This is a genomic window from Methylocystis iwaonis, from assembly GCF_027925385.1.
In the GTDB taxonomy this organism is placed as follows: domain Bacteria; phylum Pseudomonadota; class Alphaproteobacteria; order Rhizobiales; family Beijerinckiaceae; genus Methylocystis; species Methylocystis iwaonis.
Map to the genome: position 1 here is coordinate 3332318 of NZ_AP027142.1, position 13345 is coordinate 3345662.

The window sequence follows — 13345 nt, forward strand, 5'->3', positions numbered from 1 at the left end:
TTCGATCAGAAGCTGCGATTTGGCGGAATAGGTCGGACTAAATAAGAGCCCGCCAAAACCGACCAAGCCGCCCCCCAGGAATGCGCCAGCCGCAATAAAAAGAATTCGCTTTCCGAGCGACGCCTTCCGAGAGACGGCGCCCCGGTTCGGGGCGTGATCCGCGGGCTGTTGCATCGGCGAAGCCCGCTCGACCGACTCGGACGTCTTTTGCGTCCGTTGCGCGGAAACGCCGAATGAAAAAAGATCGATCGAGGCGGGCGTCGCCGCTGTTTGCGGGCAACTCGACCAAAGACGCTGCTTAAAGCGCTTCCGACCATTCATCGCCGGCGTGCGGCCTTTCGCGTGAAGCGCTTTGGAGCCAACCCGAAGCGTTTGCTTGCCATGCTTGGCCCCCGAGCCGCCGATGTCTTCCGGCCCCTCGGCCACCCGCTTCCCGCGCGTCTTGTTGCTTCCAAGAGGTTTCTGTCTCGAGAATTTCACTAGCATGCGCCCTGCCCATTGAATGAAAGTCCGTCGCTTTAACGACGGGTCCTAAACAATGCTTCAGGAAAGTTTACGTGAGTTTTTGGTCAAAACAACGCATGCAAAACGTATAACCCATAATTGCCGGAGATGCCCACACTGGCTCGCGCACGTTTGAATTAGTCAATTGGTCATACGTATTGTTACGCAGCCGCGCATTATGGACAATACACGCCATATTTTCAAAAAATGCGTTGATGCTTCACCTATTTTTAATTAGAGGTAGGAAGTCGGGATGACCTCAAAATAACTCGACGAGCACTATTCTTTATTGCTCGCGTTCTCGTTCCCGGAGGGGGCCTATGCACAGGCGCAGCTATCCAGACCACAAGACTGTCGTGACTGCCATAGTTGAGCGCAATGGCTTGTTTAGAGACGGGCTTGTCGAAATACTTCAAACGAGCCGTTTCGACGTCATCCTATCCGCCCCAGTAATAGACGCAGACGCCATAGCGTTGATCCGCGACCAGAAACCCGACCTGCTGGTCATCGACCTTGGGCAGGATCTCCGGGACACGCTCAGTCAGATCAGGCTCTTCAAAAGCTTTCGTGCGGACGCGCCGGTCGCTGTGCTTGCGCCAAGCTTGGACAGCGACCTGGCGCCACTGCTCCAAGAGGGCGTCTCGGCCTTCCTCAGTAGCTCGATGCGGGGCGAGGCGCTCATCAAGGCGCTAGAACTCGTCATGCTCGGAGAGACCGTCTTACCGCAACAACTTCTCGCGACGCTGCTCGTCAACTCCAAGAGCGCTCCTACCGCCCTGCCCCAACTGCAAATCGAGACCTCGGTGAATGAATTGAAATGCAGGATCGACGCAACCGCCGTCGCTGGCGAACGCGCGCAGCATAACGCGCTAGCAAAGAATGACACGACGCCCCAATTCTCGGACCAAGAGCGACGCATCCTGCGCTGCCTCGTCGATGGCGACTCCAACAAATCTATCGCCCGTAGAATCGGCATCGCAGAGGCGACCGTCAAAGTGCATGTGAAAGCAATCTTACGCAAAATTCGACTACAAAATCGGACCCAGGCCGCCGTCTGGGCTCTGAGCCAAAACCAGCTCCTGGTCGCCGAGAGCGCCAAAGGAAAGCTCGACTCCTCAAGCAATCGAGAGTCCTCGGTCGCTCTCATCGACACGCCGCCTCAATAGGCGCGCCCGAGGATAAGTGCGACCGGCGTGCGCATCAGTATCCACATATCCAGCCAGAGCGACCAATTCTTCACGTAAAGGACGTCGAAATCAACGCGCCGTTTCATGTCGCTGAGCATAGCCGTCTCGCCACGAAAGCCGTTCACTTGCGCCAAACCGGTCATGCCAGGAAGGACATGTAAGCGATACACATAGTCCTGTATGAGCGCCTTATATTGAGCGTCATGCGCGAGCGCATGGGGGCGCGGTCCGACAAGCGACATATCGCCCTTCAGCACGTTGAACAATTGGGGCAGCTCGTCGATGCTCGTCTTGCGCAACACGCGGCCGACGCAATTGACCCGCGCATCATTCTTCCGCGCTTGCTCGATCGACGCGCCATTTTCCAATACGTTCATCGTACGGAATTTGTAGATGACGAACTTCCTTTCATTGAAACCACTCCGCATTTGCCTGAATATAACTGGACCTGGGCTCCCCGCCTTGATAGCGATCGCCGTCGCAAGCATGACGGGAGAAAGCAAGAGAAGCGCTAAGGACGCGAGTGCGATATCGCATCCGCGCTTGATGGCTCGCTCTGTCGCGCTCATCGCGATGCGTGGCATTTCAATCGACGTCGCGCTGCTCACCAATCTCCGTAAAGATCGGTCCGGAATGAGACGCACGGGAAGCGCTGAACAGCGCAGGCGCAGGTCTATCTCTGCGATCAGATCCACGTCGCGCCAACGAAACGCAATGACGAACTCGTCCGCGTTCGTCTCGGCGGAAATTCTCCTGGCTTCCTCCAATTTGGATTGCCCGCGCTCCGTTAGCTGGCCGTTTGCAGCGGCCTCGTCATCGAGCGTTACGCGAGCAACCTCGCTGAGCCCGAAAGACAGGTTCAAATGAGCGGCGCTCAAACGCCCCAGCTCCTCGGCGTCGCCAATAACGACCGCCCGACGCCCCGCTACCGAATGTTTCGCTGTGAAGGCTCGCAGGGCGCGCGCAAACGCGCGCCGGATCGCGAGCAACAACGCCAGATCGACTGCCCCTGAAGCGAACAAAAGCCCGACATAAAACGAATCCGCCAGCCGCAAGGGGTAGATGAGCGCAAGCTGCATCGCTAGCGCCAGCAACCATGAGAGAATGACGTGATTCCGATGCTGCCGCGCGTCCAGCAGCGCGCTCATGCGATAAAGACCTTTTGATTGGCAGAGCAAGGCGTAAACAACGAAACCGACCTCGCTCAGCGCAATCGTTCGGTCAAGAAAGGGCGTTAACGACAGGAAAGATTGCCCAATATACTCGACCGCAAGAGCCCCGCCGAAAATTGCCGCAGCCTCTGACAGCGCCACACCCGCCAGCACATAGGGATATGAGATGCGCCATCTCGATGTGTCCGAGCTGAATGTATTTCCTGCTCCCTCCCACCACGACGATGCGCTGCGAACGACATGAGGAGATAAACGCTGCCAGAGCATTGAATATTTCTCCGCCGATAGTTTCGCCCGAGAAATATACTTCTATGTGTCCTGGCCTATTCTACTCAATTGCTTTGGAGAGTTACTCCGCTCGATCGATTTTGCTTCTATTACGCATGTACCCCCAGGTATGACGCGCTGCTTGCTTGTTTGATCACACTCGAAGGGCCTTCCTTTTCCGCGGCGCCACGCGCGAACCACTTAAGCGTGCGGTGTGTTGAATCCGCCGGTCAGTGGAACGCCTCGGCTAACACAGCTTAGACCTTCTGCACCTTCATCAAACGGCGCAGTAACAATTCTCGCGCGCTCAAACATAGGAAGGTGGGAACCACGATCGCATAACGTCGCCAGAGCCGTCTCGGCTCGCAAGCCAATCGGAAAAGCCATTCCAGACCGCTTCGCTGCAGCCATTTCGGCGCCTCTGGTTTGGTTCCTGCCAAAAAATCGAAGGCCGCTCCGACGCCAACCATGACGGGCGCGTCGATACGGTCGAAATTCGCCACCATCCAGCGTTCCTGCTTGGGCGCGCCAAGGCCGATCCATAGGACATCCGGCCTCGCCGCATTGATCTCCTCGACCGTTTCGAGGTTCTCGGCGGCCGAAAGCTCACGAAAGGGAGGACAGAGTGCGCCGACCACTTTGAGCCCAGGATGGGCGGTGATCAGCTTCGCGCTCAGCGCAGCGGCGGTTCCCGGAGCCCCGCCAACGTAAAAATGACGCAGACCGAGCCCGCACGACATTGCCGTAATTGTCCGCATGAAATCCGTTCCACGCACCCGTTCGACCCCGGATTTTCCGAGCAACTTCGAAAGCCACACGATGGGCATTCCATCTGGCAGAGATAGGGCTGCATTCCTGTAGATTTCGTTCAACGTCGCATCCTGCCGGGCGGCGAGAAGCGCGTTTGCGTCCGTAACGCAAATATAGACTTTCCGACGCTCACGGATCGATCGCTCGACAAGCTCCGACGCCTCTGTGAGATTCGTAGCGCTAAGCCTAACCCCAAACACACTTACATCCTCAGCGATCTTTTCTCGTACAGTCGCTGGACCGGCGCCGTGACGAGAAGCGTCGCAAGGTCTTTCGAAAGCTCGCAATGGCCGCATCCTTCTTTCGCCGATACATCGCACTCGGCTCTGATGCGCCAACGATATGCGGACGACGACAGAACGGATATTGCGCAAGCGGATGCAGCTTGGCGCCCGGGACTAACTCTCGAGGATGCCTCCGATTGGATGAAGGCTTCCCCGCGCCACTCCAAAATTCATACGACATTCGCAAACCATCGCCTCGCTTTAGCGAGCGCTGCGGCGGCCCCTTAGAGGTAGCCCGTATATCTAATTCAGTAGAAGCGCAGGATGTGGCATTCAATCTGTGTAAGTTTTTTCTCTGGCGGAGAAAAACTTTTCCGGCGCGGTGGGCAAGGAAGACGGCGGGCGTGGATGGAGCGGACGCATTTCCGATCCCACGAGGGAAACATGCTCATGAAACAATTTGCTTCGACAGCCGTGTCTTCGACGGGAAATGTCGTGCCGACGGGGGTGACCCCGCCGCGTTCAGCAAAGATCCACCTTGGCCCCGGATTCCGCATAAGACTCGATTTCGACAGGCCGGCGCCTGAGCTGCTGGAGGCATTCGAAGGGCTCGACGTCGCCGACATCTCCGACCAGATGAACAGGCTCTATGCTGTCGATCCCGAAATCAAGTCCCTGGCTGCGTCTGAAAAGCGATTGATCGGACCAGCCTGTACAGTGCGGGTTTTTCCTGGCGACAATCTTATGGTGCATAAGTCGCTCGATGTCGCGCGGCCTGGCGACGTCGTCGTTATCGACGCTCGAGGATCTTCTCTAAACGCTGTGCTTGGCGACATGGTTTGCACAAAGGCGAAGCATCGGGGCATTGCTGGCTTTGTGGTCGACGGATATGTGCGCGACATAGACGGCGTGCGAGAAACCGGCTTTCCGGTTTTCGCGCGTGGCACAACGCCCGTAGGGCCGCTCCACAGAGGCCCCGGCGAAATCAATTATCCAGTTTGCTGCGGCGGCGTCGTCGTCCACCCGGGCGACATTGTTGTCGGAGACTCGAGCGGAATCGTCATTGTGCCACAGGCGCACGCAATCGAAATCCGCGACCGACTGCAGGACTACCTGCGTAGAAGCGCGGATTACCGGCGGAGCCTAAGGGCAGGAACCTTTTCGAATGCATGGGTCGACGACATCCTTGGCTCCTTGGGGTGGAGGTTCTGAGCACATTTAGAGGTCCGCGCACTGACATACTCGGAAGATTGGCGATGACGGCGCCTGCCTGGCGGTCAAGGCGGCCCTGCGTTCGTCACCATTATTGAAAAAAGACGGGTTCGTCCCACCCGGCTGAAATCCTGCGAGGAGCGTTCATGGTTGATCATAACGATTTCAGTTCCCCTCAAAAGCAACCAGCCGCGATCGTGATCGACGGGACATACAATAATTTGTCTGTGGCCCGCAGCCTCATCCGCAAAGGGATCAAAGTTTATGTCCTTTGCGATGCGAGCGAACCCGTTCGATACTCTCGCGGCGTCACATGGCTACGCATGTCCGATGGCGGATCGCCCGCGTCATGGGAAAAGTTCCTGCTTGGGCCGGAGTCGGATTACCTTGGCGGAGCGGCGCTGCTTGCCTGTAGCGATCCCGCTATAAAGTTGATCTCTCAAAATAGTGAAGCGCTCTCGCGCAAATTTCTGATCGAGGAGGGTGATCCAGCAACCCGGCTTTGCCTCCTCGACAAGCTGCAAACCTATTATAGAGCTCGGGAGGCCGGCGTGCCGACGGTCGATTTCGCGCTCGTCGATTCCGCTGCTCAACTCTCCGAGCTGACGTCCAAGTTTCGCTTTCCGTTCATTCTCAAACCCCTCTACTCTCCGGACTCGGCTCGGCTCGGCGGAAAATTCCTGATGGCTCGCAATGAGAGCGAGCTGCTCGCTCTCAAGGATCGGCTCGCGACAGGGATCAAGACCGTTGCAATGGAATTTGTTCCGGGCGGCGACGATCTCCTCTGCAGCTATTATTGCTACATGGATGAAAGAGGGGAGCCGATCGTCGAATTTACAAAGCGATTGCTTCGCCGCTCCCCGATACACACGGGCAGCGCGTGCTACCATATTTCGGACTGGAATCCCGAAGCCGCCGAGCTGGGACGAAAATTCTTCAAACATGTGAAGCTCCGCGGGATCGGAAATATCGAATTCAAACGCGACCTACGGGATGGCCGTCTGAAGGTCATCGAAGCCAACGCCCGCTTCACCTTGGGAGACCCTTTGCTTGTGGCAAGCGGCGTCGATCTTGCCTGGATCACCTACGCCCGTCTGACAGATCAGCCAGTGATCCCGACGCAGGATTATAGAAAGGATCTGGTATTTTGGCTGCCTGCTGAGGATCTCCGCACCTTTTGGCAATTGCGGTCGCGAGGCGAGATTACCCTTTTTGATTGGTTGCGCAGCGTATCGCGCGCGCGCGTCCTTCCCTATTTTTCATGGAAAGACCCAGCGCCGAGCCTCTACTGCAATGCGCAGCGCGCCTTACGGCTCGTTGAGATGTGCCGCGCGAGACTCCTCGGGAAATCTATCGACTTCCGCCTTCCCGGAGTCCAGGCGGGTAAGAACTCATGAGCCGAATTGCACTTTTGTCTCCCGGAGGGCTTGGCGCGGCAATCGGGCGCGCTTTGGCGGCGACGGGCCATGAAGTCTTCTGCGAAGTTTCCGGTCGAAGCGAACAAACCAGGCAGCGCGCCGCCGAAGCCGGCCTTGTTCTGACGACATCGCTTCCTGAAGTAATCGACGCGTGTGACGTGATCCTTTCTTTTGTGCCCCCTGCCCAGGCATTATCTGTCGCTCGACTGGTTGCGCGGCGCCGGAGCGAGCGCGACATTCTGACATCCTCCTCTCGGCCCCTTTATGTGGATGGCAACTCTATTTCGCCATTGACGGCGCAAGACGTGCTCGACGCGCTTGCGCCGGCCGATGTCGCTTCTGCGAAGGTGAGCGTGTTCGGTCCATCGGATAGCCTGACCATAGACAACATCATCGTCATAAGCGGAGAGAACGCCCGTGAAGCAGCGGCGCTTTTCGAACCGCTTACGCGAGTCAAAATAGCAGGCGACGATTTCGTCGCAGCCGCCGCCGTTAAAATGTCTATGGCGAGCGTGACAAAAACATTGCCGGTTCTTTTTTTGGAGGCGATGGGCGCCGCCGCCAACTCCAGCCAGCTCGAACTCACGATAAGCCTTTTTGAGGAACTCTATCCGGGCATGTTGCAGTTTCTACGTCGAACGCTTCCAACCTATGTCCATCACGCAAGGCGCCGGCTGGATGAAATGCGAGAGATCGAAACTTGGGTCGACGCGATGGGAGGAGACGCCGCGATCACGAGGAGCGGCAGGCTTGTCTTGGAGCGGCTTCGATTGGAGGAAATCCCGGCCGAGGAGTCCAAGAACCTGGTTGCTCTTATAAGGGCCGCGCTGACGCGAACTGCTTTGCCGCGGGATTCGAATGACGCCGAGCAGAACATTCGGCATGAAATTCATGCCCAAGCATAGCCCAAAGGTTTAGAATTATGCGACTTCGGATTATCTCCGAAGAGCATTTTCCAACCTGCAAGGGACGCCTTTAAGAATTTGCTCAAGGTCCGCGTAGCGCATCTTCGCGCCTCGCAAAACTCTCCGATCCGTTTAACGTCAATTATGCGGGGCTTTGCTGTGAAGATCCTGATGAGCGCATTTTCATGTGGCCCGGGGCAGGGATCCGAGCCTGGCGTCGGCTGGAATATGGCGATCGAAACGGCTCGATTGGGTCATGTTGTTCATGTGCTGACCCAAACAGAGTTCCGTCCCGAAATAGAAAGAGAGATGGCTGCGGGAGCCTTGCCGCCAAATCTTACTTTCGACATATACATGCCGCCCTGGCTCGAGGCGTTGCGGGACCGCGGCTTGAAGATGGGTTTCTTTTCCCTCACCTGGCACACGGTGAATTTCCTATGGCAGTTTTGCGCGCTTCAGCGCGCCTGGCGCCGTTATCGACACGCAGGCTTCGACATTATTCACCACGTTACGCTGGCGGGAATCCGCTATCCGACTCTTCTCGCGTCACTTGGGCTTCCCACAGTGATCGGGCCCTTAGGCGGCGGCGAAAGAGCGCCGTTCGCGCTACGCAAAAGCATGCCGTTGAAGGATCGGCTTTCGGAGCTTTTTCGCGACATGCACAATGTGGCGTTGCGGATCGACCCGTTTACTCGATCGGCCTTCCGTAATGGCGCGCTTATTTTCGTGCGTTCTGAAGAATCTCTCGCAGCGGTCCCGCCGCGATACCGGGACAAAGCCGTTGTCGACGTCGGAATGGGCATCGCCGAGGCTGAGGAAACGCGACCGCAGCGTCGCGTCCCGGGCCGTCCATTTCGGCTGCTTTATGCAGGGCGGCTGGTTTATTGGAAGGGCGGCCATCTGGCCATCCGCGCGCTCGCCGCTGCCCGTTCGCGCGGCGCCGAAGCGACATTGACGCTTGTCGGAAGCGGGCCTGCGCGAGCGGATTTCGAGCAGTTGGCGCAGCGTCTTGGGGTTTCCGAGCATGTCCGATTTCGTGGTCAGGCGCCCCATGACGAAACGCTGACGATGTTTCGCGAACATCACGCCTTTCTTTTTCCCAGCCTGCATGACGCGGCCCCGACCGTGGTGCTCGAAGCCTTCGCCAATGGATTGCCCGCGATCTGCCTGGGGTTGGGCGGTCCGGCGAAAATGGTGGAGGAGACCTGCGGATGCGTCATTCCGGCCGCGGGGCGAAGCGAGGCGGAATGCGTCGGCGCGCTTGCCGATGCGATAGCTTCTCTTGCGCTGGATGAGGACAAGCGTCTCGATTTGGCAAATGGCGCAGTCCGACGCTACCAGCGCTACAAGTGGCCGTCCGTGACGGCGGCGCTTTACGCCGAGATCGAAAAGCGTTTACCGGCGCGGTACATGGAAAGTCGCGACGCGGAGCAGAGCTTATCCGCTCGATGAAGGTCGTGATCCGCTTGCGTCGGGCGCGGTTCCCACCCGCAAGCGCGTGATCGGGAATCCAGAGCCACAAGAGCGCTGGTTTTGCCGAGAGCCCGTCATTGCGAGCGAAGCGAAGCAACCCAGGGCAGCGATGTGGCGCTGGATTGCTTCGTCGGCTCCGCCTCCTCGCAATGACGGCGGTGATTTCCTGTGCATCCAGACGGCGCGAGCGTCGGGGACGGCGCAGAACCAAATCTCGTATGACAGACCCCGGTGCGAGCCAATTCCGGAAATTGTTCGACGCGATTTACTGAGGCGTTTTTTGTCGGGTCTCGGCGTAAACGCGTATAGATTGGCGCCGCCTGCTCGCGTCCGCCGTCGCAATAGCCCTTTCGTAGATTCGCATGAGCGACTTGTGATTGACGCCTTCGGTAAAATTGTCAGCATAGGCCCGATAGGCAGCTCGGCGCATATGAGCGCGCGCTACTCCATCCGCCATCATGCCGCGAACTTTCTGCACAAGATCGGATGCATCGCCCGGCCGAAACAAGAGCCCGGTCACGCCATTTTCAATAATCTCCCCAATGGGCCCGAAGCCTGGCGCGATGACGGGCGTTCCTTTGCCAAAGGCCTCGACGATCACGCGCGGGAAATTTTCGTAGCATCTTGACGGCACGATCAGCGCTTCGGCGTCTCCAACGAGTTCGTAGACAGCTTCTATGTCGAGCTGTCCAAGCCACTCGATCGCAGGCTCTTGCGAGCAAGCATCTTTTACGCGCCCCGCCATCGGGCCGTCGCCGATAATCTTGAGAGGGACCTCGCGGCCGAGCGCGCCCCAGGCCTCCAGCAATAGATCGACGCCCTTCTCGCTAGAAAGGCGTCCAGCATATATGACGTAGCCGCCGCGCCCGGGACCCGGCTGGGCGTCACGGGCGAGGAAGTTAGGCTTCGTCGCAACTCTACTGGCTGGAAAGCCGCCCGCGACGAGCTTGCTTCTGCCGAATTCGCTAAGTGCAATATACATATCGACGGCGCTGCGCCATGTCCCTGCGAGTTTATGGATCGCGAGCATCCCGGAGATTGTCGCGGTCGCTGCGCGACTTGCGCGGTAGCACTTATTTTTGATCGCGGGCCAAGGAACCATTTTGCCGCAGCAGTCTTCACACACCCTTCCCTGACGGAAGAAAAGCCCGTTGGGGCAAAGAAGCCGGTAATTATGCAGGGTCTGGACGACTGCCGCGCCGTGCTGCTTGGTTGCGTAATATGCAGAGGGAGAAATCAGCGGCAAGGTGTTGTGGAAATGCACGACCTGGGGGCGCCGGTCACGCACGATCGCGCCAAGGTCGTTGAATGCTTGTCTGCTCCAGATGGTGTTGGCGGCGAGCGTGAGGGGCGGCATCCCCTCGAGAGAGTCGTTGTGGACAAAGTATTCGGTCACATTGTGTCCGTGCGACCTCAGCATTTTCACCTCGTCCTCGACACACTGATCCTCTCCGCCTCTTTGCTGATAAAAGTCGTGCGCGACGACGATGTCCATCGGGGAGCCCTCGCTGCCTTCAAAATTTGGATATGTATCGCCGTCTCAGCGACTCTCTTCGGCGCATAATTGCCCGTTCGAGAGCGTGCGCGCGTCTTTTGCCAGATCGCCGAGAAGCGCGAGGATATATTCCAGACGCTCCCACTGATTATTGTCTTGCAGCTCCCATGAATGGCCCCAGAGGTGAAACACGCCCCCTCTTGTCGTGGCCTCGCAAGCGAGCGAGCGCGCCAATACGGGCCAATCGCGCGAGCGGCCATGGGTGACGAAGCGCCATATGCTCCTGAGCGCCGCCCGCTTTAATGTATTTCTCGCATAGACCATCGCGTCGTGGGGGTGGGCCTGGATCGTCGTCGGCATCAGCATGATGCCGCCCACGCGTTGCGGAAGATCGAGAGATAGCAGCGCAACGGTTCGAAACCCGACATAGCCCGCCCGCTCCGCCATGAGCATATGCTGACGGCTGTATCGCCCCTGAGGGGGGCAAAACATTCTGCAAGAGACACCCGTGACACTCTCGACCCAGCTTTTCGAGCCGGAGATCTCCGCCTCTGCGCGTGGAAGGGAAACCTCGGTCAGGACTTGATGCCCAAGCGTATGCGCGCCGATTTCGAACGCCGCGCTCAACTCGCGGATTTCGCATTCTGTCAGAGTTGCTTTCTCATTGGCGCGAGGGATGTAGAACGTGCCGGAGACATCGAATTTCGCCAGTAGCTCCGCCACGCGCAGATCCAGCGGATGTCCGTCGTCCCAACTGGTCGTAATAAAGGTTTTGGAGGCCACGGATTCGGTTCTCCTCAATCGGAAGCGGCGCTTTCGAAACGAAAAAGCGCTACTCGGTCGCTGAGGCATTAGCGCCCGGGCGCGCACATCTTTGAATTGGTCAAAGGTAGCGGCGCCAATCTCTCACGCTCGAAGTCGTGGTAATCCGGACTTGCCTCGGCATTGGCGTGTTCGCGTCTTGAGCGTCCGCTCGACCCGCCAATCTCGAATGTCCATATGCAGTGAGAAGAGCGACACAGCGGCGCCCGGACCTCGCCGGTGTCGCCGAGATAGTCGTGCAAAGCCCGACGACCGATGCGAGCGCGACCTTAACGATAAGAACACGCCGTTCGCCGGGATAATGCTCAAGCCCAAGCATCTCGTCGCGGTAATTTTCGTCGACCTGGCGACCGATCGCGTCGCAACAAGGTCAACTCCCAGTAAACATTGAGATTACCTCGGAAGTTGACGCCTTGGGACGCCGTTTCTCTTGGCGCCCGAGGGTTTCAATTATCTGGGCCTTGGCCATTTTGCTTGTTGTGAGATTGCAACAGTGAGCATAAACTCTCGTACGTACGTAACATTCTCGATTGCGTAAATTGGCGGATGCATGAGACGTTCAGGCGGAAATATCTATAGCGTAACGCATCCTATCGCCGTGTAGCTCAACGAAAAGGATTACCCGATCCATGCGAGGCTTGATCCCCTTCACGGGCTTGCTGTTGCTGCCGCTCGCCCTCGAAGGATGTTTCACGCCCGGCTCAGGGCCGCAGATCGAGGCTGTTTACGCGAATGCGGTAACCCAAGAGGGCGAGGTACTCCGCCCGAACTATGAGCTGATCGAATACTCCAGCCCGATCCTCGAGATCCTGCGGCGCCGGTCCAGCGACAGCCTTTACGGCCACTTCGGCGGCGGCCGCTTGGGGCCCTCGCAGGTCACGATCGGGGTTGGCGACGTCATCGGACTTTCGGTCTACGAAGCCTCCGCGGGAGGGCTCTTCACGCCGGCCGCAACGGACACGATCCGACAAGGCAATTACGTGAATTTCCCGCAGCAGGTCGTCGAGCAAGACGGAACCGTGAGCGTTCCTTACGCCGGCCGCATTATGGCGAGAGGAAAGACAACCCGTCAGCTCGAGCAGGAAATCGTCAGCCAGCTCAAAACGCGAGCGGTCGAGCCGCAGATTGTCGTCAGCCTCGTCGATTCGCGTTCGAGCCTCTTTTCGGTTCTCGGCGAAGCGCAGAGGCCCGGTAGCTTCCCAGTCAACTGGGCTGGCCAAAAACTGCTCGCGGGCATCGCTCTCGCAGGCGGCCCGAAGTGGGCCGATTACGAGACTTCCATCACGATCAATCGTGGCGGGAAGACCGCGACGGCTATGATGCAGAACATCATCGCCGATCCTCGCGAGAACATCTTTCTGCGCCCCGGGGATTCGGTCTTTTTGCGACGCGAGCCGAGATTCTACACAGCGCTCGGAGCGGCAGGCAAAAGCGGCCATTATCCAATCGACGTGCCCAAGATCACCCTTGCGGAGGCCGTCGGCCGCGCGCAAGGACTTCTCGATACGCAAGCCGATCCGACAGGCGTGTTTCTGCTCCGCTGGGAGAAGAAACAAGCGCTCGAGAAAATCGGGCGCCCGGTGGCGAGCTACGTTACGCCGACCGTCCCGACCATCTATCACTTTGATCTAAGAGATCCCAATCATTTGCTGGCGTCCCAGCAAATCGACGTCATCCACAGCGACGTCATCTACATCAGCAACGCGCCGACAGTCGAGCTGCGAAAGACGCTTCAGGTTCTGGCGGACCTCTCCTACATAACGCTGAACGCCGCCCAAACGAGTTTCGTGTTGCACTACTGATACGAGATCCGTTTGATTTGGTGTCATTCCCGACGCTCGCGTAGCGAGCGATCG

General features: G+C 58.1%; 10 protein-coding genes. 6 read left to right on the plus strand and 4 right to left on the minus strand.

The window, feature by feature from the left end; all coding sequences use genetic code 11:
• The first annotated feature begins 860 nt into the window (after positions 1-860).
• Positions 861-1670: a LuxR C-terminal-related transcriptional regulator gene (locus QMG84_RS15840; protein ID WP_281929089.1), complete on the plus strand. Its 810-nt coding sequence runs from the start codon at positions 861-863 to the stop codon at positions 1668-1670.
• Here the strand turns inward: QMG84_RS15840 and QMG84_RS15845 are convergent.
• Positions 1664-3130 carry an exopolysaccharide biosynthesis polyprenyl glycosylphosphotransferase gene (locus tag QMG84_RS15845; protein WP_281929090.1) on the minus strand — a complete coding sequence of 489 codons (1467 nt, stop codon included), beginning with the start codon at positions 3128-3130 and terminating at the stop codon, positions 1664-1666. The genes QMG84_RS15840 and QMG84_RS15845 overlap by 7 nt on opposite strands.
• Positions 3131-3387: 257 nt before the next feature.
• Positions 3388-4314 (minus strand): WecB/TagA/CpsF family glycosyltransferase, encoded by a 927-nt coding sequence (locus QMG84_RS15850; protein WP_281929091.1) that lies wholly within the window; start codon positions 4312-4314, stop codon positions 3388-3390.
• A gap of 300 nt (positions 4315-4614) precedes the next feature.
• On the opposite strand from QMG84_RS15850, the gene QMG84_RS15855 reads away from it, so the two are divergent.
• The 4 genes from QMG84_RS15855 (at position 4615) to QMG84_RS15870 (ending at position 9151) form a co-directional block, all read left to right on the plus strand.
• Complete coding sequence (locus QMG84_RS15855; RefSeq protein ID WP_281929092.1) at positions 4615-5376, plus strand: RraA family protein; 762 nt, start codon at positions 4615-4617, stop codon at positions 5374-5376.
• A gap of 551 nt (positions 5377-5927) precedes the next feature.
• Entirely contained in the window at positions 5928-6773 is an 846-nt protein-coding gene (locus tag QMG84_RS15860) for a hypothetical protein (protein ID WP_281929094.1), read from the plus strand.
• The gene (locus tag QMG84_RS15865; protein ID WP_281929096.1) at positions 6770-7699 is read left to right on the plus strand and encodes an NAD(P)-dependent oxidoreductase; all 930 of its coding nucleotides are present in this window, start codon (positions 6770-6772) and stop codon (positions 7697-7699) included. The genes QMG84_RS15860 and QMG84_RS15865 overlap by 4 nt, the downstream gene beginning before the upstream one ends.
• A gap of 309 nt (positions 7700-8008) precedes the next feature.
• Positions 8009-9151, plus strand: coding sequence for a glycosyltransferase family 4 protein (locus tag QMG84_RS15870; protein ID WP_281929098.1), 1143 nt, complete (start codon positions 8009-8011; stop codon positions 9149-9151).
• 286 nt (positions 9152-9437) lie between these two features.
• Here QMG84_RS15870 and QMG84_RS15875 read toward each other — a convergent pair whose 3' ends face one another.
• Together QMG84_RS15875 and QMG84_RS15880 are read right to left on the minus strand one after the other, a co-directional pair.
• Positions 9438-10667: a glycosyltransferase family 4 protein gene (locus QMG84_RS15875; protein WP_281929100.1), complete on the minus strand. Its 1230-nt coding sequence runs from the start codon at positions 10665-10667 to the stop codon at positions 9438-9440.
• Between the two features lie 45 nt (positions 10668-10712).
• The gene (locus QMG84_RS15880) at positions 10713-11450 is read right to left on the minus strand and encodes a polysaccharide deacetylase family protein (protein WP_202071435.1); all 738 of its coding nucleotides are present in this window, start codon (positions 11448-11450) and stop codon (positions 10713-10715) included.
• Positions 11451-12118: 668 nt separating this feature from the next.
• Between QMG84_RS15880 and QMG84_RS15885 the strand changes: the two genes are divergently transcribed.
• Entirely contained in the window at positions 12119-13291 is a 1173-nt protein-coding gene (locus QMG84_RS15885) for a polysaccharide biosynthesis/export family protein (protein ID WP_281929103.1), read from the plus strand.
• The last annotated feature ends 54 nt before the right edge of the window (positions 13292-13345 follow it).